Genomic DNA, 25,397 nt, shown 5'->3' on the forward strand with positions numbered 1-25,397 from the left:
TGTTTATAACCGATCGTGATTGTTAATGGTTATTTTTGATTGTTTATGGTTGAATTTTGTGATCGTTTTCATTATACTATAATCAAAGAAGAGGTGAAGAAGATGTTAACTCCTGAACGTCATCAAATGATACTACAACTTGTGAAAGAACAAAAAGTGGTTAAATTACAGCAATTAGTGGAAAGAACAGAAAGCTCTGAATCGACAATTCGTCGTGATTTAGCACAATTGGAAAAACAAAGGTTATTAAAAAGAGTTCATGGTGGTGCCTCTGTTTTAACAGGAAAAGGACAGGAGCCAACGATGATTGAAAAATCATCCAAAAACATTCAAATAAAACAACAAATTGCCAAGCATGCGGCTAGTATTGTTGAACAAGGGGATTGCGTTTATTTAGATGCAGGAAGTACAACATTTGAAATGATTCCATTTTTAATAAATAAAGATGTTACTGTCGTAACGAATGGACTTATGCATATTGAAGCTTTAGTTGAAAATAATATTCGTGCGTATTTACTAGGCGGGATGATGAAGAGTAGGACGAAAGCTTTAATTGGTGCTATGGCACAGGAAAGTATACAGAAGTATCGCTTTGATAAATGTTTTTTAGGAGCCAATGGTGTACATGAACAGTTAGGGTATACAACACCAGATCCAGAAGAAGCACTCTTGAAACAAAGGGCATTAACATTAGCGAACGAAGGGTATTTCTTAATTGATGAAAGTAAATTTTCAGAAGTTGCGTTTGCGAAAATTGCAAATGTTGAAGATGCAAGCATTATTACAAATCATTTAGAAATTGATTTAGAAAAATATAAAAGACAAACCAATGTAATTGAGGCTGATAAACAATGATCTATACAGTTACTTTAAACCCATCTATTGATTATGTAGTACAAGTTAATTCTTTCGATTTAGGAACAGTAAACCGAGCAGAGAAAGATATGAAATTTCCAGGAGGGAAAGGCATTAATGTTTCTCGCGTTCTTCATCGTTTAGATGTTGAAAATGTAGCGCTTGGATTTACCGGTGGATTTACCGGTAAATTTATTAAAGATGTATTACATGCGGAAGGTGTAACAACAAACTTCGTTCAAGTAGACGGAGATTCCCGAATTAATGTGAAAATAAAAGGGCAAGAAGAAACAGAGCTAAATGGACAAGGTCCTAGTGTGACAAATGAGCAATTTGAACAATTGATGAAAAAAATCGAAAGTATGCAATCTGGAGATTGTGTTGTACTAGCCGGAAGTGTACCTTCCTCTATTCCAACTACCTTTTATGAATCAATCGCAGCGTTTGGAGCCGAAAAAGGTATTCGTGTAGTAGTAGATGCAAGTGGAAGTGCACTGCAGCATGTAACTAAAAATAAGCCATTTTTAATAAAGCCAAATCATCATGAACTTGGTGAGTTATTCGGAGTGGAGCTTTCAACAGTAGAAGCCATTTTACCGTATGGAAGAAAATTAATCGAACAAGGTGTAGAGCACGTTATCGTATCAATGGCAGGAGATGGAGCTTTATTATTTACGGCAGAAGGTATATATGAAGCAACTGTTCCAAAAGGTGTTGTAATTAATTCAGTTGGGGCGGGAGATTCCCTTGTTGCAGGATTTGTAGGTAAATATGAACAGACAAAAGATATTGAAAAAGCATTTCAATATGGTGTTGCAACGGGGAGTGCAACAGCATTTTCAGCAGATTTATGTACAAAGGAAAAAGTAGAAGAATTGTTGTCGCAAGTAGTTGTAGTTAAGCGATAGGGGGAAGCAACATATGAAAATTACAGAACTATTAAAAAGGGATACAGTCATTATGAATATGACAGCTTCAAATAAAGAAGCTGTCATAGATGAATTAGTTGAGAAATTAAATGGTGCGAATCGTTTAAATAATAAAGCTGAATTTAAAGAAGCTATTCTAAAGCGAGAGTCACAAAGTACAACAGGAATTGGTGAAGGTATTGCTATACCTCATGCGAAGACGAATGCCGTTAAACAACCATCGATTTGTTTTGGTAGAAGTGTAAGCGGTATCAACTATGAGTCGCTTGATGGACAGCCTTCTCATTTATTCTTTATGATTGCTGCAAGTGAAGGGGCGAATAATACTCATTTAGAAACGTTGTCTCGTCTATCTACATTATTAATGGATGAAGGTTTTCGTAAACAATTATTAGAAGCAAAGGATGAAGAGGAACTTCTTCGTTTATTTGATGAAAAAGAGAATGAAAAAGAAGAAGAAAAAGAAGAAGTTGAAGTAGCAAAGCCAGAAGGGAATGAACCGTACGTATTAGCTGTTACAGCTTGTCCAACTGGTATCGCTCACACATATATGGCTGCGGATAGTTTAAAAGCAAAAGCAGCAGAGTTAGGTATAGCCATTAAAGTTGAAACGAACGGATCAACAGGTATAAAGAATGGTTTAACGAAAGAGGATATTGAACGTGCAACAGCGATTATCGTTGCGGCAGATAAACAAGTAGAAATGAACCGTTTTGCTGGAAAACATGTCATTCAAGTGCCGGTCGCTGATGGCATTAGAAAAACTGAAATCCTTCTTAATCGAGCTGTAAAACAAGATGCACCAATCTTTAAGGGTGTAAAACAGGATGGGAAGGCAGAAAGTGTAGAGAAAGAAAAAGGGCTGGGAATTTATAAGCATTTAATGAGCGGTGTAAGTAATATGCTTCCATTCGTTGTTGGTGGCGGGATTTTAATCGCGTTAGCGTTTATGTTCGGTGGAATTAAGGCAAAAGGTCCTATTGCTGAAATATTAATGGCTATTGGCGGTGGAGAAAAAGGAGCCTTCTTATTCCTTGTACCAATTTTAGCTGGATTTATTGCAAGCTCTATTGCTGATCGACCTGGTTTTATGCCTGGTGTTGTAGGTGGGTTTTTAGCAGCACAAGCGAATGCGGGATTTTTAGGTGGATTAATTGCTGGTTTCTTAGCTGGATATGTTGTTTTAGGATTGAAAAGATTATTTTCAGGATTACCAGTACAGTTAGAAGGAATTAAACCTGTTTTATTATATCCAGTCTTTGGATTGTTGATTACAGGAGTTGTTATGCAAAAAGTAGTAAACCCGCCTGTAGTAGCATTAAATGAAATGTTAACAGGATGGTTAAATGGTTTGAGTGGTACGAATGCTATATTATTAGGACTTATTTTAGGTGGTATGATGGCAATTGATATGGGTGGTCCAATTAATAAAGCTGCATTTACATTTGGTATTGCTGCAATAGAAGCAAAGAATTTTGGAGTGCACTCTGCTGTTATGGCTGGTGGTATGGTACCGCCACTTGCGATTGCATTAGCAACTACATTCTTTAAAACAAAATTTACAGAAGCGGAACGTAAATCTGGTTTAACAAATTATATTATGGGAGCGTCGTTTATTACAGAAGGTGCTATTCCATTTGCCGCTGCCGATCCGGTACGTGTAATTGTAAGTTGTGTTGCTGGTTCAAGTATCGCGGGTGCCTTATCTATGTTATTCCAAATTACATTGCCGGCACCGCATGGTGGATTGTTCGTTATCGCATTAGTGAATAAACCGTTGCTATATATTTTCTCTATATTAATTGGGACGATTGTTTCAGCTATTATGATAGGTGTTTGGAAGAAGAAAGTTAAATAAAAGATAAAAAGGGACAGCTAATAGGAGTTGTTCCTTTTTTGTTACAAAAAGTAATTTAATAATTGGATTATGATGGATTTTGGTAAAAGATGTAATGAAAAGTGATTTTTTTGTAACAAAAAAGTAATACTGTAATTTTTTCTGGAAAAAAATTCTTATGCTAATGTGTGAGAAATATATGAAAACTATTGCTAATTTTGATGGAAATACAATTCTTTAATATGGAAATTTATGTTACAAATCATTAATCGTTTATTACGAATGCTTTGTAATTGTGTGATTTTCGAAATTTTCCAAAAAACTGTTGCTATAATGAGAACACGAAAACAAAGCAAATGGAGGCTATTCATGAAAAAATTATTAGGTATAGCAACAGCAGCAGTTTTTGGTCTTGGGATTTTTGTAGGTTCTGCTAAAGCGGAAACGATTGTAACAACAGATGTATTAAACGTTAGAGAAAACCCAACTGTAGAATCAAAGCTTGTAGGTAAAATGTTAAGTGGAAATAAATTAGATGTTATAAATACAGAAAACGGATGGTCCAAAATTAAATTAGATGGCAAAGAAGCGTTTGTAAGTGCTGAGTTTACGAAAAGTTCTTATTATGTAACAGCAAACGTATTAAACGTTCGTGCTGGAGCGAATACTGATTCAGAAATTCTTGGCACGCTTAAAAAAGATGACTTGATTGAAACGACAAATCAAGTACAAAACGAATGGTTACAATTCGAATATAGCGGGAAAGCGGCGTATGTTCACGTACCATTTTTAACAGGTACAGCATCTGTTATTGAAAGGAAAGAAGTTCCAGCTCAAGATGAAGCACCAACTAAGGAGAAAACGGCGGTTAAAAATGATACATCAGTTAAGGAGAAAACTCCGGCTAAAAATGATACGGCAGTTAACGGAAAAGAATCTGTTAAAAGTGGGGCATCAAGTAAACCAGTAGCACAAGCGAAGCCGGCAGCTAAGCCAGTGGCGAAATCTACTGAAACAAGTGCACCTGCTGGTCGTGAAATAACAGTAGAAGCGACAGCTTACACAGCTAATCCGAGTGAAAATGGCACATATGGTGGTCGTGTGTTAACTGCGATGGGGCATGATTTAACAGCGAATCCAAATATGAAAGTTATTGCTGTTGATCCGAAAGTAATTCCTCTTGGATCAAAAGTGTGGGTGGAAGGATATGGAGAAGCAATTGCTGGAGATACTGGTGGCGCGATTAAAGGAAACCGTATTGACGTTTTAGTTGGTTCAGATAGCACTGCTGATAGTTGGGGTCGTAAATCCGTTAAAGTGAAAGTTATAAAATAAGGTATTGAAATAAAAAACGGCTGCTTGAAAATGTCTAAGCGGCCGCTTTTTTTATATAAGAATTATTGAAAAGGGTAAATTGTTTTACCTGTAATAATTTTATACGCGGTGCAAAATTGAGTTTGCATATACTCTGTATTTTTATTTTCTGGATGTAATGCTGTTTCTTGAAGAGTAGAATGAAAGGAACGTAGTAAACAATTTAGTGCGAAGTATAATTCTTCTTGTGAACAATTTTGTTCTTTTGTAGCGGTAGCTAAAATAAGGTCCTTTATTAATAATGGAAAATCGATAGTCGCTTGTTTCATAGTCATTGCACCCTCTCCGAGCTATTTTTTATCATGTATATGCAGAATTGGACAAGCTATGCTCTTTTTTTATGTATAATTTCATGTACTAGATTCAAAGAACTTGCAATCATGCCGTTAAAATTGGTAAGATTGGGTATAATCAATAGATGGAGTATATTACATAAAGAGAGTTGAATGATATGGGAGAAGTGCAACGTGAAAAAGTTGCTGTCATCATTGGGCCAACTGCTGTCGGGAAGACGAAATTAAGTATCGATCTTGCAAAAGCGTTGAATGGTGAGATTATTAGTGGTGATTCCATGCAAATTTATCGTACGATGGATATCGGGACTGCAAAGGTGACGACAGATGAGATGGACGGAATTCCGCATTATATGATTGATATAAAAGATCCGGAAGATTCATTTTCTGTGGCGGAATTTCAAGAACGTGTCCGTAAGTGCATTCGAGAAATTACTGAGCGCGGGAAATTACCAATTATTGTTGGTGGAACCGGTCTCTATATACAATCTGTTCTATTCGATTACCAGTTTACAGATGAGGCTGGGGACGCTACATACCGAGAACAGATGGAAAAATTAGCATTAGAACGCGGTGTGGAATATATACATAAAAAGTTGCAAGAAGTAGATCCAGAAAGTGCGGAGCGTATTCATGCCAATAATGTAAGGCGTGTTATTCGGGCGTTAGAAATTTTTCACACGACGGGTGGAAAAATGAGTAACCAGCTCGAAAAACAAGAAAATGAGTTACTGTACGATGTTTCATTAATTGGCTTGACAATGGATCGAGAAATGCTATACGATCGCATTAACTTACGTGTTAACCTAATGATTGAACAAGGTTTATTAGAAGAAGTAAAAGGTCTACATGAAAGAGGAGTGCGAGATTGTCAATCTATTCAAGCGATTGGTTATAAAGAGATATATGATTATTTTGAGAATCGTGTATCTTTAGAAGAAGCGGTATCACAATTAAAGACGAATTCACGCCGTTATGCAAAACGTCAATTAACGTGGTTCCGTAATAAGATGGATGTCGCGTGGTTCGATGTTACTGATGGTGAAAAAACGTCAGAAATTTTACGATACATAGAAGGAAAGCTACAACTAAAGTCGAATAATAGTAAGTAGAGAAAAAGAGGAGGATTCGACATGAAGCAATCAATCAATATTCAAGATCAGTTTTTAAATCAACTCCGTAAAGAGAATACGTTCGTTACGCTGTACTTATTAAATGGTTTCCAGCTTCGTGGATTAATTAAAGGATTTGATAATTTTACAGTCCTGCTGGAAACAGAAGGTAAGCAACAGCTTATTTATAAACATGCAATTTCTACATTTGTACCACAAAAAAATGTTTCAATTGAATTAGAGTAGTAATGAATTATTGTACATAACAAAAAAGAGCGAGTATGAAGTGACCCCTAAAAATTAGACACGGTTATTTCATTAGGCAGCTTGATAAAAGCGAGTCCGGTATTGCACCGGGCTCATTTTTAATTTTGCCTTTATCCGTTTCGTATTATAATAATCTATATATTTTTCTAATTCTATTTTAAAATACTCTACACTTTCAAACTCTTTTATGTAGAGGAATTCTGACTTCATGATCCCAAAGAAGTTTTCTATTACTGCGTTGTCATAACAGTTCCCTTTTCGAGACATACTCTGCACAATACCTCTTGATTCAAGTGTACGGACATATTGTTTCATTTGATAATGCCATCCTTGATCTGAATGCATCAGTAGCTGGTGATTTTCAGGTAAACGTTCTAAGGATTTCTCTAACATCTCTGAAACAAGTGAATACGTCGGTCTAGAACCAATTGTATATGTAATAATTTCACCATTATACAAGTCTAATACAGGTGATAAATAAAGTTTCTCTCCGAACAATTTAAACTCTGTGATGTCTGTTACCCATTTTTGATTTGGTGCATCTGCATTAAAATTTCGTTCTAAAATATTTGGTGCAATTTTACCGAATTTACCCTTATAAGACTTATATTTTTTCATACGTACAACACACTTTACCCCAAGCTCCTTCATCATACGCTGAACCTTCTTGTGATTTACTTTCTGACCACGATTCGTTAACTCATCACGAATGCGGCGGTAGCCATAACGACATTCATTTTCCTCATAAATTTCTTTAATTTCAGCTTTCAAATCGGCATCTAGATCCGGACGATTCATTTTCTTCACTAAATCATAATATGTGCTTCGTGGAATTTCAGCTAGCTTCACGAGTGCTTTCACGGAATATTTATGCCTTAATTCATAGATTACTTGCGCTTTGTCTCGTTTAGTGACTTTTCCTTGTTTTGAACTAAGGCATTCAACTTTTTTAAGTACTCATTTTCCATTTCAAGCTGTTTAATACGAGCTTCAAGCGCTTCGATTGAGCCTTCAGCTAATATTTGTTTTGATTGTTTATTTGACTCTTTTTTCATGAATGGACGCCCCTTTTTCTTTGATTGAAGGGCATCAATTCCTTGTGTTTCGAGTTGTTTTTTCCAAACACTAATTGTTGAAGGGGCAGGAATGTTAAAGATAGCTGCCCCTTCAAATAAGGATGTACCGTTTTCAACCATAAAGTTTAGTACGTCTAGTTTAAAACGCTGTGTGTAATTTGTATACTGTTTTAGAAAAGCTTCCACACCATTCTGCTTATATTGGTTTACCCAATTCAAAATTACTGTGTTTCTTATCCCGATTTCTTTACCAATTTCTCGATAACTTTCTTTTCCGTTCAAATAACGTAGAACGATGTGTATTTTTTCATCAGCTGTAAATTTAGCCATAGAAAAACTGCACCTCCAATTGTTAGATTATGTGTCTAACAATTGGGGTGCAGTTCAGTTTCTCGCTCTTTTTTTATTTGCCATAAACAATAAATAGTGAAATTTAAGCGATTCTAAATACAGTAAGACGAATGTTAGTGTTTCCTGTTGCAGGGATCGTAATCTCGTTAAGAGTAGATTGGACAGAAATGTTTGCTCCAGCAGCTAATGTTTCGATTGTAGTAAATGAAAGTGAGTCGCCTATTAGATTTGAAGAGAAGTTGTCAGTAGCAACAGCTCCATTAATTGAAATTCCTACTCCAAGTGGGGCGCATCCTGGCGCAGTTGTAGAAATAGATACGCTAATTACATAAATACCAGCGTTAATAACAGTAACTGTATTTGTGCCGTTAAAGATAATGTTGTTTACGTTAATTGCAGTACTAAAAATAAAGTTATTAAATTGGAGTACTGTTTGTTGGATGTTGTTTGTTACAACGATTGTCGCTACTGGGAAGCTAGGCCCAGAAGGTCCGGTAACTCCTATACCAGTAGCACCCGTTGGTCCTTGAACACCTTGAGGTCCAGTAGGTCCAGGAGGCCCACCAGAAGGTCCAGTAGGTCCGGTAACTCCTATACCAGTAGCACCCGTGTTACCTTGAACACCTTGAGGTCCGGTAGCACCTGTGTTACCTTGAGGTCCAGTAGCGCCAGTAGCGCCAGTAGCGCCCGCTGGTCCTTGAGCGCCTTGAGGTCCAGTAGCACCCGTGTTACCTTGAACACCTTGAGGTCCAGTGGCACCTGTGTTACCCGTGTTACCTTGAACACCTTGAGGTCCGGTAGCACCTGTGTTACCCGTGTTACCTTGAACACCTTGAGGTCCAGTGGCACCTGTGTTACCCGTGTTACCTTGAACACCTTGAGGTCCAGTGGAACCGGTAGCACCCGTGTTACCTTGAATACCTTGAGGTCCAGTAGCACCTGTGTTACCTTGAACACCTTGAGGTCCAGTGGAAGTAGCACCTGTGACCTTGAATACCTTGAGGTCCAGTGGAACCGGTAGCACCCGTGTTACCACCTTGAGGTCCAGAGGTGTTACCTTGAACACCTTGAGGTCCAGTGGAACCGGTAGCACCCGTGTTACCTTGAATACCTTGAGGTCCAGTAGCACCCGTGTTACCTTGAATACCTTGAGGTCCAGTGGAACCGGTAGCGCCCGTGTTACCTTGAACACCTTGTTACCTACCTTGAACACCTTGAGGTCCAGTGGAACCGGTAGCACCCGTGTTACCTTGAATACCTTGAGGTCCAGTAGCACCCGTGTTACCTTGAGGTCCAGTAGACCTGTGTTACCTTGAACACCTTGAGGTCCGGTAGCACCTTGAGGTAGCTTGAGGTCCAGTGGAACCGGTAGCCCGTGTTACCTTGAACACCTTGAGGTCCAGTGGAACCGGTAGCACCCGTGTTACCTTGAATACCTTGAGGTGAGTCCAGCACCGTGTTACCTTGAACACCTTGAGGTCCAGTGGCACCTGTGTACCCGTGTTACCTTGAACACCTTGAGGTCCAGTAGCACCTGTGTTACCGTGTTACCTTGAACACCTTGAGGTCCAGTGGCACCTGTAGTTACCCGTGTTACCTTGTCCAGTAGCGCCTGTGTTACCTTGAAGCGCCTGTGTTACCTTGAGGTCCAGTAGCACCCGTGTTACCCGTGTTACCTTGAACACCTTGAGGTCCAGTGGAACCGGTAGCACCCGTGTTACCTTGAACACCTTGAGGTCCAGTAGCACCCGTGTTACCTTGAGCACCTTGAGGTCCAGTAGCACCGTGTTACCCGTGTTACCTTGAACACCTTGAGGTCCAGTAGCACCGGTAGCACCTGTGTTACCTCTAGGTTAGCACCAGTAGCGCCTGTGAGGTCCGGTAGCACCAGTGCAGGCCTGTGTTACCCGTGTTACCTAGGTGTAGCACCAGTAGCGCCTGTGTTACCTCTAGGGTCCAGTAGCGCCTGTGTTACCTCTAGGTCCGGTAGCACCAGTAGCGCCTGTGTTACCTCTAGGACCTAGCGCCTGTGTTACCAGTAGCACCAGTACCTGTGTTACCTCTAGGTCCGGTAGCACCAGTAGCGCCTGTGTTACCTCTAGGACCAGTGGCACCAGTAGCACCTGTGTTACCTCTAGGTCCGGTAGCACCAGTAGCGCCTGTGTTACCTCTAGGACCAGTGGCACCAGTAGCGCCCGTATTACCTTGAGGTCCAGTAGGTCCAGTAGGTCCAGTAGGTCCTCTGCCGAACGAAGCTGAATTAACTAGAGTAGTTTGTAACTCTGCAATTAATTTAAGGAGTTCTTGGAGTGTACAAGGATCAATTCGGAATAACTTTGTAATGTAAAGTAAATAATTAATTAAAATTTGAAGTTCAATAAATACAGCACTTGCTACAAAGGTTGGATTTCTTAATATAGTTATTAAGTTTTTAATGATGGCTAATCCTTGTGCTTTCAGAGCGGAAGTAGTGTCTAGTGAACAGATGAATTTGCTTAGTAGGTGCAATGTATCTATTAGATCCTCTATGTTTTTGGGAGATGGATTGGCGAAAAGTTTAGGGATTATTTTTATTAAATCGTTAATGATTGCGCGGAATGTTCTAATTTGCGCTTTAGTAATTGGAATCGTTGGGGTAGTTGGAATGCGTCCAGCGCTAGTTGGAAAGCATGGATTGGAGTATTTATTTTGATTGTCGTTAAAACGAGACATTAAATCTCTCCTTTCTAATAAGAATGTGAACGAAACTCATCATAGTAGATGCAGGGAGTAGTTAAATGGTCATAGTGAAATTGATTGTTTCGAGAAAGAAATAAAAAAAACGCCTTATTATAGGGCGTTTTTTTTATTTTCAGCATATTGATAATACCGTTTTAGTGAAATTTTTGATTTGAAGCCAACTAATTTTATGATCTCTGGCTCTGGGGTTTGTTTTTTTATTAGGCGTAAAATAAATGTGTTCCGGAAATGTTGTCCAGAAATGCCTTTACGTAAATTCGCTCTTGCTACTTCAAGTCGGATCATTTTTTGAATAGCGATTTCTGTTAGTGCTTTTGGTGCGTCGTTTTCATATACCCATCTGTATGTTCCACGGTTAAAATCGAATGCAACAAACAATGGGTCATTACTATGGTATTTAGGACGAACTGGTTCTGGAATACTTTTATAATATGTGTACAGTTGTTTTTTGTCTTCGACTGCTAATGGGATTGTTCTTTCTACTCCTGCGGTTGCTGGAATAGAAAGTGTATTAGTTTCAAAATGAACGTGATGCATAGTTAATGCTGTAAGCTCTTGTAAGGATAGTCCGTAGTCGATTAATAGACTTAAAATGACGATATTACGATCCATTAATAACGGACGAACAGGACGTTGTTTTTCTGAAAGTCCTTCTAATGAAGTGACTATATGCTTTAATCTTTTTTCTTCATCGGATGAAATGAAATCTTCATTACGCAATGCACGGTTTGGTTGAATAGTAATTTCCATATTCTTTAATGGATTTGGAATGTTAAGAAAATGATGCATTCTATTTAATACAATAAATACACGATGCATTGTTTTCTCAGAGTAGTGTCGATTCTTTTTTAAGTCTGAAAAGTAATCTTCATAGTCTTTTGTACAAAGTGTTGCCCATATATTACTGGAAGGGAGCTTTTTGTTTTTTTCTAACCAATGTCCAAAATCTTCAATGTCATAAACATAACGTTTAATGGTTGAAGACTTTCGGCCTTTATTCAATAAAAAAATAGAAAAGGCTTGTATTGTATCATGGAATTCCGTTGTTTCCATAGTCCCACCACCTTGATTATTTCTTATATTATAGCAAACTTTTCTGAAAATAGGCATTTGCAAGAGGGACTGGAATAATAATATTTGGTGAGTGGATAAAATGAGGTGATTGTATGGAACAATCGATGCGTAAGAAAAATAACAATCAAATTAATATTGTATTAAACCATCGAAAGAAAATTTCGTTACCGGCATCAGAAAATAAAACGGTAATTTCAAGTGAAACCACTACTAAACATGAGATGTTGCAGAGAATTGAAGAAGAGATGGGAAAACTTGTTGGGATGGATGATATAAAAAAGATAATAAAAGAAATTTATGCTTGGATTTATGTAAATAAAAAAAGGCAAGAGGTGGGGTTGAAGTCTGAGAAGCAAGTGCTTCACATGTTATTTAGGGGGAATCCCGGTACTGGGAAGACAACCGTTGCTAGAATGATAGGGAAATTGTTGTTTGAGATGAATATTTTATCGAAGGGGCATTTAGTTGAAGCTGAACGTGCTGATCTTGTAGGTGAGTATATCGGACATACAGCACAAAAGACAAGGGATTTAATAAAGAAGGCTATGGGAGGGATTTTATTTATTGATGAGGCGTATTCATTAGCGCGGGGTGGAGAGAAGGATTTTGGGAAGGAAGCTATTGATACACTTGTGAAGCATATGGAAGATAAGCAACACGGTTTTGTATTAATTTTAGCTGGATATTCAAGAGAGATGAACCATTTTCTTTCATTAAACCCAGGATTACAATCTCGTTTTCCGTTTATTATTGAATTTGCGGATTACTCGGTAAATCAGTTGTTGGAAATTGGAAAGAGAATGTATGAAGAACGTGAATATCAGTTGTCGAAAGAAGCAGAGTGGAAATTTAGAGATCATTTACACGCGGCAAAGTATTCGTCACAAATTACATCGTTTAGTAATGGGCGATACGTACGGAATATTGTTGAAAAATCAATTCGCACACAAGCTATGCGATTGTTACAAGAGGATACGTATGATAAATATGATTTAATTGGGATATCAAGTATGGATTTGATGCTTGAAGAGGAGACGCACAGTACGTAAACTGTGCGTCTATTTTTTGATGTATAAGTACGTTACTCTTTTTTCGCTTTTTCTTGGTAAGATTTATGGAAGCGTTCCATTTTAGCGCTTTTTTCGTGTGCTGAATTAGGATCGTGTGTAATTTGGTCTACTGAGCTTTTTTGAGCACCTTTATTAACATGGTTTGTCATTTGTATTCACCTCGCTTTAAAAATTAGTATTAACATTATGTAAAGAAAAACTCGTTAGAAAAGAAAAACCTCTTTACGATATGTAAAGAGGTTAGAGTGCTATTTATGCATTGACCGTTCCTTTGTATCAATACGTCTATGCGGTAAATGCCATTTGTAATGAATAGAAATCATGCGGAAGCAAACAATTAAAATGAATAAGGTGTATAGAGCCCAATCGCTAACGATAATTTTAGCGCCAATTAAGAAACCTGCTAAAATCGTCCAAAACGCATATACGTCAGCTCGGAGGACAAGAGGTTTTCTGCGAGCTAAAAGGTCGCGAATAATACCGCCGCCGATGCCTGTTAAAACAGCAGCTACGATTGTAGCGCTAATTGGTAAATCTAGTTTTTGAGCATATAGTGCTCCTTGTACAGCGAATGCTGATAAACCGATGGCGTCCGTGATGTTTTCCCACTTTTTCCAATGTCTAATTAATTTATTTGGAAAAAGAAAAATAATCGTCATTGATAATAGTGCGATTTGGAATAACATGTCTTGTTGCCAAAATGCGACGATTGGATAACCGATTAATAAATTACGAAGGGCACCTCCCCCAAATGCGGTTGCCATTCCTAAAATATATACCCCGAAAATATCATAATCTTCTTCCATTGCAACAATGGCTCCGCTTAGTGCGAAGGCGATTGTGCCTATGATGCTAAAAATCTCCCATGCCATGAATTTTCTCCCCCGCTAACTAGATGAAATATGCTTCCTCTGCTATTATATTAGAAGGTTTAAATTTCGAAAAGGATGAGTGAACATATTTGATGGAAGAAAAAGAAAAAGTCATATTAGTTGGCTGTCAATTGTCGCAAGATGATGATGAAAAATTTATGCATTCCATGAAAGAACTTGCATCGCTAGCAAAGACTGCGCGAGCGGAAGTGTTAGTATCAACGACGCAAAAGCGTCCGAAGTTTCATCCTGCAACTTATATAGGAAAAGGTAAACTAGAAGAGCTTGCTGCGATGACGGAAGAGTTAGAGCCGGCTGTTATTGTTTTTAATAATGAGTTAACACCAAGTCAAATTCGGAATTTATCTTCAGTATTAGATGCGAGAGTGATTGACCGAACACAGTTAATACTAGATATTTTTGCGCAACGTGCGAAATCGAGAGAGGGTAAGCTTCAAGTAGAGTTAGCTCAGTTGCAATATACAATGCCGCGCCTTATGGGGCAAGGTTTGTCTTTATCACGTCTTGGTGGTGGGATTGGTACGAGAGGGCCGGGAGAGACGAAGCTCGAAACGGACCGTCGTCATATTCGATCACGTATTGATGAAATAAAGAAGCAACTTGCGATTGTTGTAGAACATCGAAAAAGATATCGTGAGAGAAGGAAAGATAATAAAGTGTTTCAAGTTGCGTTAATTGGGTATACAAATGCAGGGAAATCTACGTTGTTTAATAGATTAACGGAAGCTGATACGTTTGAAGAAAACTTATTGTTTGCAACGCTAGATCCGACGACAAGAAAGATGCCGTTACCTTCTGGTTATACAGTGCTTTTGACTGATACGGTTGGTTTTATACAAGATTTACCTACGTCACTAATTGCTGCTTTTCGATCTACGTTAGAAGAAGCTGGGGAAGCGGATGTTATTTTACATGTTGTTGATTCAGCAGATCCTAATTATGTAGGGCATGAGCAGACAGTAAAACAATTATTGTCAGACCTTGAAATTAATCATATTCCTATTATTACGTTATATAATAAAAAAGATAAATTGCATCAAAACTTCATTCCATTTCCGAAAAGGGATTTCTTAATGACTAGTGCTTTTGAAGAAAGTGATTTACTGCGTATAAAAGAAGCGATAGAAATGAAGATGAAGGAAGAAATGGATGATTATCAAGTGGAAATTCCTCCGAGTGAAGGTAGGTTGTTAACGCTTTTAAAGACGGAAACGTTATTAACTAAAATGGAGTTTCTAGAAGATAAATTTGTATATGATTGTACAGGATATATATTTGCTCATTCATCGCTTAATGGGCAATTAAAGAGATTTTTAGTGGAAGAAGGAGAAAATAATAATGTTTGATCGTTTGAAAAATGGAGAAAAAATTGCTCCAATCGTAAAAGAAGTAGAAAGTCAAATTATAGAAGTGCATAAACGTGTGGATGAAGTAATTGAGAGTAATCAATTTCGTGTGCTAGAAAGTTTTCGTAAACATAAAATTAGTGATTCGCATTTTATTCCGACGACAGGTTATGGTTATGATGATATTGGTCGTGACACATTAGAAAAAGTGTATGCGGATGTATTTGGGGCAGAATCCGGTCTTGTTCGTCCTCAAATTATTTCAGGTACTCACGCAATTTCAACAGCTTTATTTGGTATTTTACGTCCGGGAGATGAGTTATTATACATAACGGGGAAACCGTATGATACGTTAGAAGAAATCGTTGGTGTGCGCGGAAAAGGTGTAGGCTCATTTAAAGAATATAATATTGGTTATAACGCAGTTCCGTTAACTGAAGAGGGATTTGTGGACTTTAAAGCTGTTGCAGCTGCGATCCGTAGTAACACGAAGATGATTGGTATTCAACGTTCAAAAGGATATGCTACTCGTCCGTCGTTTACAGTTTCACAAATTAAAGAGATGATTGCGTTTGTTAAAGAGATTAAACCTGATGTTATTGTATTTGTAGATAATTGCTATGGCGAATTTATTGAAGAAAACGAGCCATGTCATGTTGGTGCGGACTTAATGGCAGGTTCTCTTATTAAGAATCCTGGCGGGGGAATTGTTAAAACGGGTGGTTACATTGTCGGTAAAGAACAGTATGTTGAAGCGTGTGCATATCGTTTAACATCTCCAGGGATTGGTGCGGAAGCAGGGGCATCTTTATACAGTCTGCAAGAAATGTATCAAGGTTTCTTCTTAGCGCCGCATGTGGCGGGTCAAGCGCTGAAAGGTGCAATTTTTACGGCGGCATTTTTAGAGAAATTAGGGCTGAATACATCACCGGCATGGAATGCACCAAGAACGGATTTAATTCAATCTGTTCAATTTGACGATAAAGATCGTATGATTGCATTCTGTCAAGCGATTCAATATGCATCTCCAATTAATTCTCATTTCACTCCGTATGCAAACTATATGCCGGGATATGAAGATGATGTAATTATGGCTGCTGGGACATTTATTCAAGGTGCAAGTATCGAATTATCTGCGGATGGTCCGATTCGTCCTCCGTATGTTGCATACGTACAAGGTGGATTGACTTATTCTCATGTGAAAATTGCGATTTGTTCTGCAATTGATGCGTTAATTGAAAAAAATCTATTAACAATTTCTTAAAGGGAAGCTGTCGATTTCGACAGCTTTTTTTCGTGTGAAAGTAATGATTTGTGCCATTAGAAAAAAGAATGAAAAAATTTATAAAAAACCATGTAAGAAAAGCTAACATCTATTGACACTAAACATAACGTGGTATAAAATGAGAAGCAGTTAAGGCGAAGGAGGAACTGAAATGATGAAAGAAGATAGACGTTCTGCTCCGCTGTTTCCTATTGGTATTGTAATGGATTTAACACAATTATCTGCACGTCAAATTCGCTACTATGAAGAGCATAATCTTATTTTTCCAACCCGTACAAAAGGGAATCGCAGATTATTTTCATTTAACGATGTAGATAAATTGTTGGAAATTAAAGATTTGTTAGATCAAGGCTTAAATATGGCCGGAATTAAACAAGTATTGCAAATGAAAGAAAATCAAACAGAAGCAGTGAAAGTAAAAGAAGAAACGAAAGAAATTTCAAAATCCGATCTTCGCAAAATTCTTCGAGATGAACTACAACATACAGGTAGATTTAATCGGACTTCATTGCGACAAGGTGACATTTCAAGGTTTTTTCACTAAAGATAACTGATTCTGAAGGTGTTTAGAGGGACTAAGGAGGAATTTTTAATGGCTAGGTACACAAAAGAAGATATTTTCCGTTTGGCGAAAGAAGAGAATGTAAAGTATATCCGTCTGCAATTTACGGACCTTTTAGGGGTAATTAAAAACGTAGAAATTCCAGTGAGCCAATTAACAAAAGCTCTTGATAACAAAATGATGTTTGATGGATCTTCTATTGAAGGTTTCGTACGTATTGAAGAATCTGATATGTATTTATATCCGGATTTAGATACTTGGGTAATTTTCCCTTGGACAGCTGAAAAAGGTAAAGTAGCTCGTTTAATCTGTGATATTTACAATGCTGATGGTACTCCATTTGATGGCGACCCACGTAACAACTTAAAGCGTGTGTTAAAAGAAATGGAAGCATTAGGATTCTCAGATTTCAATCTTGGACCAGAGCCAGAATTCTTCCTATTTAAAGTTGATGAAAAAGGAAATCCAACATTAGAATTAAACGATAACGGTGGATACTTCGACCTTGCGCCGATGGATTTAGGGGAAAACTGTCGTCGTGATATCGTTCTTGAACTTGAAGAAATGGGCTTTGAAATTGAAGCATCTCACCATGAGGTTGCACCAGGTCAACATGAAATTGACTTTAAATATGCAAATGCAATTCGCTCATGCGATGATATTCAAACATTCAAGCTTGTTGTAAGAACGATTGCTCGTAAACATGGTTTACATGCAACATTTATGCCGAAACCATTATACGGTGTAAATGGTTCAGGTATGCACTGTAACTTATCATTATTTAAAAATGGTGAGAACGTATTCTTCGATCAAAACGGTGAATTACAACTAAGTGATGATGCTCGTCACTTCATCGCAGGTATTTTAAAACATGCGCCAGCATTTACAGCGGTAGCAAACCCAACTGTAAACTCTTACAAACGTTTAGTACCTGGATATGAAGCTCCATGTTACGTAGCATGGTCTGCACAAAACCGTAGTCCATTAGTGCGTATCCCTGCATCTCGTGGTATTAGTACACGCGTAGAAGTACGTAGTGTTGACCCAGCTGCAAACCCGTATTTAGTAATGGCTACATTATTAGCAGCAGGTCTTGATGGAATTAAAAACAAATTAACTCCACCAGCTGCAGTAGACCGTAACATCTATGTAATGACAAAAGAAGAGCGCGAGGAAGCAGGTATCGTTGACTTACCAGCAACATTAGCGCAAGCATTAGTTACTTTACAATCTAATGAAATCGTATGTGGCGCATTAGGTGATCATTTACTTGAGCACTTCATTGAAGCAAAAGAAATTGAGTGGGATATTTTCCGCACGCAAGTTCACCAATGGGAACGCGATCAATATATGTCTCTATACTAAGAGAGAAAAAAGCCCTAATACTACGGTATTAGGGCTTTTTCGTCATTTATCTACAGTGAAAAAACTCGAATGTTGTCGCATTTTTTTTAGTGTCATCAGGAAGTAATTTAGTGAAAATAATTTGTGTTGACTCGTTCTGTATAAAGAACTAAAATGGCATTAACTAGAAATGTTTGTATATTAAAAAGAATAAAAATATTGTTTTTTTTCTTAAGTTTTCGATGCCAATTTCAAGTTGAAGCTCATTGGTTTTAAATGAGGAGGGAAGTTATGGATAAGGAAATAAATTTGAAAAATCTATTTACTATTATACGAAAAAGAATTTGGATACTTCTATTATTTACAACTCTCACTACAGTAGCAGGAGCGATGTATACTATATATGTAAAAACACCATTATATGCCTCTTCAGCAAGGGTTATTGTTCAAGCTAATGCTGAAACGATGAATACATTGAAAGCGATGGTAAATGAGCCTGTAATATTAGAAAAAGTGGCTGCTGAATTGAATATTAACAGATCTGCAGGTGCATTAAGTGGACAAATAAGTACAGAAAGTGTGCAAGGGTCCCAGATTATGAGAATAAATGTAGTGGATATAGATCCTGTGCTTGCTCATAAAATTGCAAATACTACAGCCGCTGTTTATAAGAAAGAAGTAGCGAATATACTGAATTTTAATAATGTGAGTATATTACCAGAAGACCCAGTTCAAAAAAATTCTATGCCTATAAATATAAATCACTTTAAGACGATACTAATTGCATTCTCTATAGGTATGGTGCTCAGTATTGGATTCATTTTTTTATTGGATTCACTTGATGAGAGAATCAAATCGGAACGGCGAATTGAACAATTGTTAGATGTCCCTGTTTTGGGCGGAATATCTAAAATGAATAGAAAAAATGTGAAAGACAAATTCAGTAAAAAAAATACGGTATTATTGGGGGAGGGAACGGAGTGGCTTACAAAAATAGACGAAAAACAAATAAAGTTAAAGGAGAAAGTATAATTGTACATACCGCTCCAAGATCGAAAATTTCGGAGCAGTATCGTTCGCTTCGAACAAACCTTCAATTATCTTCATCTATTCATAAAAGCAGAACTATAGTTATTACTTCTCCGAGGTATGGTGAAGGGAAATCAACGATTACAGTTAATTTAGCAGTCTCAATAGCACAAAAAGGTGAAAAAGTATTGGTAATAGATGCAAATTTACGAACACCAACGATTCATGAAATGTTTGGAGTAGAAAATACAATTGGATTAATTGATATATTGAACGGAAAAACAACTTTAGAGGGCGCCGTGAAAAAAACAGAGATGGAAAGTCTGGATGTATTAACTAGCGGACCGGTACCATTCAATCCATCCGAAGTACTTAGTTCGAGTGCAATGGATATGTTAGTTCAAAAGGCAATGGAACGATATGATATTATATTATTTGATTCTTCTCCTGTACTAGAAGTAACAGATACAAGTGTATTGGCTGATAAGTGTGAAGGTGTATTATTGGTGATACGTTATAATCATACTGTGAATGAAGATGCGCTTGAAACGAAAAGGGCGTTAAGTTTTACGAAAAGTAGGATATTAGGTGCGATTTTGAATGGAAAAGTATAAATAACATAAATGTACTTTTAAAAAAAGAATTTAATATCCTTATATTAAGATGTTCTTTATAAAGAATTTTTTAAAGAGCTACGATGTGGTGATGTCTCCTTACCGCTATCAACGGAGGCACTCGATTATGCTGTGGGTTGTGAAAACAACCTTAGATGCGAGTCATCAAGAGTGTAATGTGAGGCCGGGTTAGATGCCCATGTTTTATTAAAGTTTCTAACTATGTGCTTTTAATAAAGAGAATATAGTTAGAAACTTTAAATTTGAAAGAGTTAAGTATGGAATTGATTAAAGGAGGAAGTTACATGACGTATCGGCGGAGGATATCGTTATTGCTTTTAATGGATTCAATGATTGTGTTAAGTGCTATTTTCTTTAGTTATTTCTTTGTAAATGCTAGCTTTAGTGTTATCACTTTATCATCAATTATTAGCTCTATCACTCTATTAGTCAGTCATCATTTATTTGCTTTAATATATAAGTTGTATAATAAAGCTTGGGAATATGCAAGTATAGGAGAATTACTCATTATATGCAAAGTTGTTACATTTTCTATAATTGCTACAGCAGTTGTGCAGCAACTAATCATGCAAAAAATGTATTTTCGGCTGTTAGTTGTAACTTGGATGATTCATATTTTATTAATTGGTGGTTCACGTTTTATATGGAGAATGTACAGAGATATTTATTATGTAAAAAAGGGTGATAAAAAAAGAACGTTAATTGTTGGTGCGGGATCTGCTGGGACAATGGTTGCAAGGCAGTTGTTAAAGAATAGTGCTGCCGAATTAATGCCAGTCGCATTTATTGATGATAATGTAAAAAAACATAACCTTGATATTTGGGGTATTCCAGTAATTGGTGGTAAGAATCAAATTGAGTATGTTGTTAAAAAACTGAATATTGAAATAATAATTTTAGCAATTCCTTCATTAAACAAAAGAGAGCAAAATGTTATTTTGAAAAGATGTTTAAAAACAGAAGTGAAAACTCAAATTCTTCCGATGTTAGAAGACTTAGTAACGGGTAAAGTATCGGTGAACGAATTCAGAGATGTTCAAGTAGAAGATTTATTAGGGCGCGATCTTGTAGAACTTGATGTGGATGTTATTTCAGATTATATAACTAACAAAGTTATTTTAGTTACTGGTGCAGGAGGTTCAATTGGTTCGGAAATTTGTAGACAAATTGCAAAATTTAGGCCGAAAAGGTTGATTTTACTAGGGCATGGGGAGAACAGTATTTATTCTATAGAAATGGAATTAAACAGAAAATATGGAGATATGAAAGGCACGTTTATTCCTGAAATCGCAGATATACAAGATGAAAAAAAGATGAATTTAATAATGAATAAACATCTTCCAAATGTTGTATATCATGCAGCTGCACATAAACATGTACCACTAATGGAGAATAATCCTGAAGAGGCTGTTAAAAATAATTTGATTGGAACTATGAATGTATCAGAGGCAGCGAGAGCACATGGAGTAGGAACGTTTGTTATGATTTCCTCTGATAAAGCTGTGAACCCGACGAGTGTTATGGGAGCAACAAAGAAATTAGCTGAGATGGTAATTCAACATAAAGATAAAATAAGTCATACAAAGTTTGTTACTGTACGCTTTGGGAATGTCTTAGGAAGTAGAGGGAGTGTTATACCTTTATTTAAGAAGCAAATTCAAAATGGTGGACCAGTTACAGTTACTCATCCTGATATGGTTCGGTATTTTATGACAATTCCGGAAGCATCAAGACTCGTAGTGCAAGCTGGTTCTTTAGCTAAAGGTGGGGAGATTTTTGTTTTAGACATGGGAGAACCAGTAAAAATAGTCGATCTTGCCAAAAATCTCATTCGGTTATCAGGAAACTCTGTGGATGAAATAGGAATAGAATTTACTGGTATACGCCCAGGAGAGAAACTTTTTGAAGAATTACTAAAAGAAGATGAAATGAATGAGAAGCAAGTTCATCCGAGAATTTATGTAGGGCAAGAAATGAATGTTCGTATAGAAGAGGTAGAAGAATTCGTCTCTATATATGAAAATTTGAATGAAGCGGAATTGCGAGATAGATTATTATATTTAGTTAATCATCGCAAGCCTTTGAAAATATTAATTCCAGTATCAGGATAATGGTGTGTGAGCTTAATAAGAATAAAATAAGATGGGTGCGTGGGAATGATGTCTAAAAAAGTTCTGTTTTGTGCAACTGTGGATTATCATTTTAAGGCGTTCCATTTACCGTATATGAAATGGTTCGCAGAGCAGGGATGGGAAGTGCATGTTGTAGCAAATGGTAACATGCAACTTCCATATGTCAATCAAAAATACAATATCCCTTTTCAAAGATCACCTATTAGATCACAAAATTTTCATGCATACAAAAAGTTAATGTCAATTATTGATAAAAATAAATATAACATTATTCATTGCCATACGCCCATGGGAGGAGTAATAGCGCGTTTAGCTGCTCGGAAATCAAGGAAGAAAGGAACGAAAGTCGTATATACAGCACATGGATTTCACTTTTGTAAAGGATCACCGTATATGAATTGGTTGCTTTATTATCCGATTGAAAGAATTCTAGCTTCTTATACGGATTGTCTAATAACAATTAACCAAGAAGATTATGATTTAGCAGTTAAACATCGCTTTCCAGTGAAAGATATTAAGCTAGTTCACGGTGTAGGAATAGATGTACAACGGTTTACTCCTGTAACTGAAATTGAGAAACGAGAATTAAAGTTACAATGTGGCTATAAACCACAAGATTTTTTAATGTTTTATGCTGCTGAATTTAATAAGAATAAAAATCAAAGTTTTTTAATCCATGTATTAGCGCAATTGAAAAATGAAATGCCACATGCAAAGCTTTTGCTTGCTGGAGAAGGTCCGTTAATAGAAGAGTGTAAAAAAATAGCTACTCAACTAGGAGTGACTAACATGGTTCATTTTCTCGGTTACAGAAATGATATAGCTTCCTTACTACAGATGTGTGATCTTGCGGTTGCATCTAGTTACAGGGAAGGTTTGCCAGTTAATATTATGGAAGCCATGGCTTGTGGACTTCCGGTTGTGGCTACTGATAACCGGGGACATAGGGAATTGATTATTAATAATAAAAATGGTTGGATTGTAGATCGTGATGATATAAAAGCAATGGCTGACAGGATAAAGGGTATTTCTATAAATCCTAAAGTATTAGCTCAGATGGGGCAGTATGGATGTACTAGGATTAAAAATCAATATTCAGTAAATGAAGTGTTAAAAGAGAAAAAAGAAATTTATACAACATTTATGGGTGAAATGGAGGATTTAAATTGGGCACTCCATTAAGAGTATTACATGTAGTCGTAAATATGAATAGAGGCGGAGCGGAAACTTTAATTATGAATTTATATCGCAATATAGATCGTTCCAAAGTTCAATTTGATTTTTTAACATGTAAAGAAGGAGTGTTTGATGAAGAAATAGTAAAGTTAGGCGGGGAAATTCATAGAATTCCATATATCACAAACGTTGGACATAGAGGATATATAAAAGCACTGGATAATTTTTTCACCTCTCATCAAGAATATAGAATTGTACATTCACACATGGATAAAATGAGTGGATTTGTACTTCGTTCTGCTAAGAAGGCGGGAATACCGGTTAGGATTGCTCACAGTCATAATACTAGTAGTGAGGGAGGAACTGCGGCGAAAATCTATAAATGGCATGCAGGAAAATCTATATCTACATGTGCAACACATTTGTTAGCATGTTCAAATGCAGCTGCGAGATGGTTATTTGCAGATAAAGCTGATACAGCCAAAATCTTAAAAAATGGAATTGATTGTGATAGATTTTTGTTCCGTCCTGAAATAAGAAAACAAGTAAGAAAGGAATTACAAATTGAACAGGAAGCTTTTGTTATAGGTCATGTCGGAAGATTCGCTTATCAAAAAAATCATACCTATCTTATAGATTTATTTGCTCAGTTAACTCAATTCCGGCCAAATTCAATACTGTTATTAGCTGGTGAAGGGCCGCTTCGCATGGAAATTGAAAAAAAAGTAAAAGATTTGAATATAGAGAAGAATATAAGATTTCTTGGGGTACGAGGTGATGTAGAACGTATACTTCAAGCATTTGATGCATTTGTTTTTCCATCTATTCATGAGGGATTACCAGTCACACTTGTAGAAGCGCAAGGGGTTGGTTTACCTTGTATCATATCGGATACTATTACGAAAGAAGTGGACTTGGGAATGAATTTAGTTGAACATTTGCCTCTAACGGATAAAGTGGCTTGGATAGAAAAAATGAAAAAATTAGAAACTAGTAATTTCTCGAGGAATATATCAGCTCAATTATTATTAGAAAAAGGATACGATATTAAGCATACGGCAGAATTAACCCAAGATTTTTATTCCGTACTTTCGAGGTGAGTAATTTGGAGAATTTAACGATTTTCACCCCTACTTATAATAGAGCGTATTGTCTTCAAAATTGTTATGAGAGTTTAAAACGTCAAACATGTAAGGATTTTGTATGGTTAATAATAGATGATGGATCTAGTGATAACACAAAAGAATTGGTGGATAGCTGGATTGCTGAAAAATATATCAAAATTATGTATCATTGGCAACAAAATCAAGGGATGCATGGTGCTCATAATACAGCCTATGAAATGATTGATACGGAGTTAAACGTTTGTATTGATTCTGATGATTACATGCCAGATGATGCTGTAGAAAAAATCCTTTCTTTTTGGAATAGTTATGGGAATGATGAAGTTAGTGGAATAATTGGACTGGACTTGTATATAAATGGGCAAATAATTGGCTCAAAGTTACCAGAGGACCTTAAATACTCCACGCTTTTTGATCTTTACAACAAACATGGTGTTACAGGTGATAAAAAATTGGTCTATCGCACAGAATTGACTAAGAAATATCCATACCCAATTTTTAAAAATGAAAAATATGTAGGACTAGCATATAAGTATTATATGCTTGATCGACAATATGAAATGTTAATGTTGAATGAACCTCTTTGCTATGTGGAATACATGGATGATGGATCATCAATGAATATGCTAAATCAATATCGTAAAAACCCAAGAGGTTTTGCTTTTTATCGTAAGGAACTTATGAAATTACCATTTACTAATCGAGTATTCAAGTATAGGCAAGCTGTACATTATGTATCAAGCAGCTTCATGGCGAGAAATAAAAGATTTATACAAGAGTCGCCATGCAAAGGTCTGACGATTTGCGCATTACCATTTGGGATTATTCTTTATAGTTACATTACAATGAAAACAAGAATGGAAGTAAATATATAGGATTTACTTAGTAAGTAAA

Annotated in this window: 22 protein-coding genes and 1 pseudogene; 17 read left to right on the forward strand and 6 right to left on the reverse strand. The window is 36.7% G+C overall.

Translation table 11 applies throughout. The annotated features are described in order from the left end of the window. Positions 1 to 102 precede the first annotated feature (102 nt). From MKX77_RS06375 to entD, 4 genes are all read left to right on the forward strand, one after another. A complete protein-coding gene (locus MKX77_RS06375) occupies positions 103 to 855 on the forward strand; it encodes a DeoR/GlpR family DNA-binding transcription regulator (protein ID WP_341306060.1) in 753 nt (250 codons plus the stop codon). Next, positions 852 to 1,763: a 1-phosphofructokinase gene (pfkB, locus tag MKX77_RS06380; protein ID WP_341306061.1), complete on the forward strand. Its 912-nt coding sequence runs from the start codon at positions 852 to 854 to the stop codon at positions 1,761 to 1,763. Before MKX77_RS06375 ends, pfkB begins: the two co-directional genes overlap by 4 nt. Positions 1,764 to 1,776: 13 nt before the next feature. Then, entirely contained in the window at positions 1,777 to 3,642 is a 1,866-nt protein-coding gene (locus MKX77_RS06385; protein WP_341306062.1) for a PTS fructose transporter subunit IIABC, read from the forward strand. Between the two features lie 348 nt (positions 3,643 to 3,990). Beyond that, positions 3,991 to 4,956, forward strand: coding sequence for a cell wall-binding protein EntD (gene entD, locus MKX77_RS06390; protein ID WP_341306063.1), 966 nt, complete (start codon positions 3,991 to 3,993; stop codon positions 4,954 to 4,956). A gap of 62 nt (positions 4,957 to 5,018) precedes the next feature. Here the strand turns inward: entD and MKX77_RS06395 are convergent, their stop codons facing one another. Beyond that, the gene (locus MKX77_RS06395) at positions 5,019 to 5,264 is read right to left on the reverse strand and encodes a hypothetical protein (protein ID WP_002199601.1); all 246 of its coding nucleotides are present in this window, start codon (positions 5,262 to 5,264) and stop codon (positions 5,019 to 5,021) included. A 182-nt stretch (positions 5,265 to 5,446) separates the two neighbouring features. Here MKX77_RS06395 and miaA point away from each other — a divergent pair, with 182 nt between their 5' ends. Together miaA and hfq are read left to right on the forward strand one after the other, a co-directional pair. Next, a complete protein-coding gene (miaA, locus tag MKX77_RS06400; RefSeq protein WP_341306064.1) occupies positions 5,447 to 6,400 on the forward strand; it encodes a tRNA (adenosine(37)-N6)-dimethylallyltransferase MiaA in 954 nt (317 codons plus the stop codon). Between the two features lie 21 nt (positions 6,401 to 6,421). Then, positions 6,422 to 6,646: an RNA chaperone Hfq gene (gene hfq, locus MKX77_RS06405; RefSeq protein WP_000813896.1), complete on the forward strand. Its 225-nt coding sequence runs from the start codon at positions 6,422 to 6,424 to the stop codon at positions 6,644 to 6,646. A 72-nt stretch (positions 6,647 to 6,718) separates the two neighbouring features. Here the strand turns inward: hfq and MKX77_RS06410 are convergent. From MKX77_RS06410 to MKX77_RS06420, 3 genes and pseudogenes are all read right to left on the reverse strand, one after another. Further along, a protein-coding gene (locus MKX77_RS06410) for an IS3 family transposase (RefSeq protein ID WP_341306065.1) occupies positions 6,719 to 8,073 on the reverse strand; the annotation gives its coding sequence in 2 pieces (ribosomal slippage) (positions 6,719 to 7,620 and positions 7,620 to 8,073; 1,356 coding nt in all). Positions 8,074 to 8,176: 103 nt separating this feature from the next. Then, positions 8,177 to 10,806, reverse strand: a pseudogene (locus tag MKX77_RS06415) (Gly-Xaa-Xaa repeat protein). A 117-nt stretch (positions 10,807 to 10,923) separates the two neighbouring features. Next, positions 10,924 to 11,886, reverse strand: a complete 963-nt coding sequence (locus MKX77_RS06420) for a tyrosine-type recombinase/integrase (protein ID WP_341306066.1) — start codon at positions 11,884 to 11,886, stop codon at positions 10,924 to 10,926. Between the two features lie 113 nt (positions 11,887 to 11,999). Between MKX77_RS06420 and spoVK the strand changes: the two genes are divergently transcribed. Further along, positions 12,000 to 12,956: a stage V sporulation protein K gene (spoVK, locus tag MKX77_RS06425; RefSeq protein WP_215553882.1), complete on the forward strand. Its 957-nt coding sequence runs from the start codon at positions 12,000 to 12,002 to the stop codon at positions 12,954 to 12,956. Between the two features lie 32 nt (positions 12,957 to 12,988). Here spoVK and MKX77_RS06430 read toward each other — a convergent pair whose 3' ends face one another. Both MKX77_RS06430 and MKX77_RS06435 read right to left on the reverse strand, forming a co-directional pair. Next, on the reverse strand, positions 12,989 to 13,126 hold the full coding sequence (locus tag MKX77_RS06430) for a hypothetical protein (protein ID WP_002111258.1): 138 nt from the start codon (positions 13,124 to 13,126) through the stop codon (positions 12,989 to 12,991). 99 nt (positions 13,127 to 13,225) lie between these two features. Further along, a complete protein-coding gene (locus MKX77_RS06435; RefSeq protein WP_002111257.1) occupies positions 13,226 to 13,849 on the reverse strand; it encodes a trimeric intracellular cation channel family protein in 624 nt (207 codons plus the stop codon). Between the two features lie 92 nt (positions 13,850 to 13,941). Between MKX77_RS06435 and hflX the strand changes: the two genes are divergently transcribed. From hflX to MKX77_RS06485, 10 genes are all read left to right on the forward strand, one after another. Next, on the forward strand, positions 13,942 to 15,216 hold the full coding sequence (gene hflX, locus MKX77_RS06440) for a GTPase HflX (RefSeq protein ID WP_215553880.1): 1,275 nt from the start codon (positions 13,942 to 13,944) through the stop codon (positions 15,214 to 15,216). Beyond that, positions 15,209 to 16,480, forward strand: coding sequence for a methionine gamma-lyase family protein (locus MKX77_RS06445; RefSeq protein ID WP_215553879.1), 1,272 nt, complete (start codon positions 15,209 to 15,211; stop codon positions 16,478 to 16,480). The genes hflX and MKX77_RS06445 overlap by 8 nt, the downstream gene beginning before the upstream one ends. Positions 16,481 to 16,655: 175 nt before the next feature. Then, positions 16,656 to 17,045, forward strand: a complete 390-nt coding sequence (gene glnR, locus MKX77_RS06450; protein WP_215556623.1) for a transcriptional repressor GlnR — start codon at positions 16,656 to 16,658, stop codon at positions 17,043 to 17,045. 48 nt (positions 17,046 to 17,093) lie between these two features. Then, positions 17,094 to 18,428 carry a type I glutamate--ammonia ligase gene (gene glnA / locus MKX77_RS06455; RefSeq protein WP_088079154.1) on the forward strand — a complete coding sequence of 445 codons (1,335 nt, stop codon included), beginning with the start codon at positions 17,094 to 17,096 and terminating at the stop codon, positions 18,426 to 18,428. A gap of 270 nt (positions 18,429 to 18,698) precedes the next feature. Next, complete coding sequence (locus MKX77_RS06460) at positions 18,699 to 19,439, forward strand: YveK family protein (RefSeq protein WP_085312168.1); 741 nt, start codon at positions 18,699 to 18,701, stop codon at positions 19,437 to 19,439. After that, complete coding sequence (locus MKX77_RS06465; RefSeq protein WP_016092140.1) at positions 19,388 to 20,050, forward strand: CpsD/CapB family tyrosine-protein kinase; 663 nt, start codon at positions 19,388 to 19,390, stop codon at positions 20,048 to 20,050. The genes MKX77_RS06460 and MKX77_RS06465 overlap by 52 nt, the downstream gene beginning before the upstream one ends. Before the next feature lie 305 nt (positions 20,051 to 20,355). Continuing rightward, the gene (locus MKX77_RS06470; RefSeq protein ID WP_341306067.1) at positions 20,356 to 22,182 is read left to right on the forward strand and encodes a polysaccharide biosynthesis protein; all 1,827 of its coding nucleotides are present in this window, start codon (positions 20,356 to 20,358) and stop codon (positions 22,180 to 22,182) included. A gap of 45 nt (positions 22,183 to 22,227) precedes the next feature. Beyond that, on the forward strand, positions 22,228 to 23,385 hold the full coding sequence (locus MKX77_RS06475) for a glycosyltransferase family 4 protein (protein ID WP_341306068.1): 1,158 nt from the start codon (positions 22,228 to 22,230) through the stop codon (positions 23,383 to 23,385). Next, entirely contained in the window at positions 23,370 to 24,479 is a 1,110-nt protein-coding gene (locus tag MKX77_RS06480) for a glycosyltransferase family 1 protein (RefSeq protein ID WP_341306069.1), read from the forward strand. Before MKX77_RS06475 ends, MKX77_RS06480 begins: the two co-directional genes overlap by 16 nt. A gap of 5 nt (positions 24,480 to 24,484) precedes the next feature. Next, positions 24,485 to 25,378, forward strand: coding sequence for a glycosyltransferase family 2 protein (locus MKX77_RS06485; RefSeq protein WP_341306070.1), 894 nt, complete (start codon positions 24,485 to 24,487; stop codon positions 25,376 to 25,378). The last annotated feature ends 19 nt before the right edge of the window (positions 25,379 to 25,397 follow it).

Origin of the sequence: Bacillus sp. FSL R9-9410 (assembly GCF_038050385.1) — a bacterium.
Taxonomy (GTDB): Bacteria; Bacillota; Bacilli; order Bacillales; family Bacillaceae_G; genus Bacillus_A; species Bacillus_A cereus_U.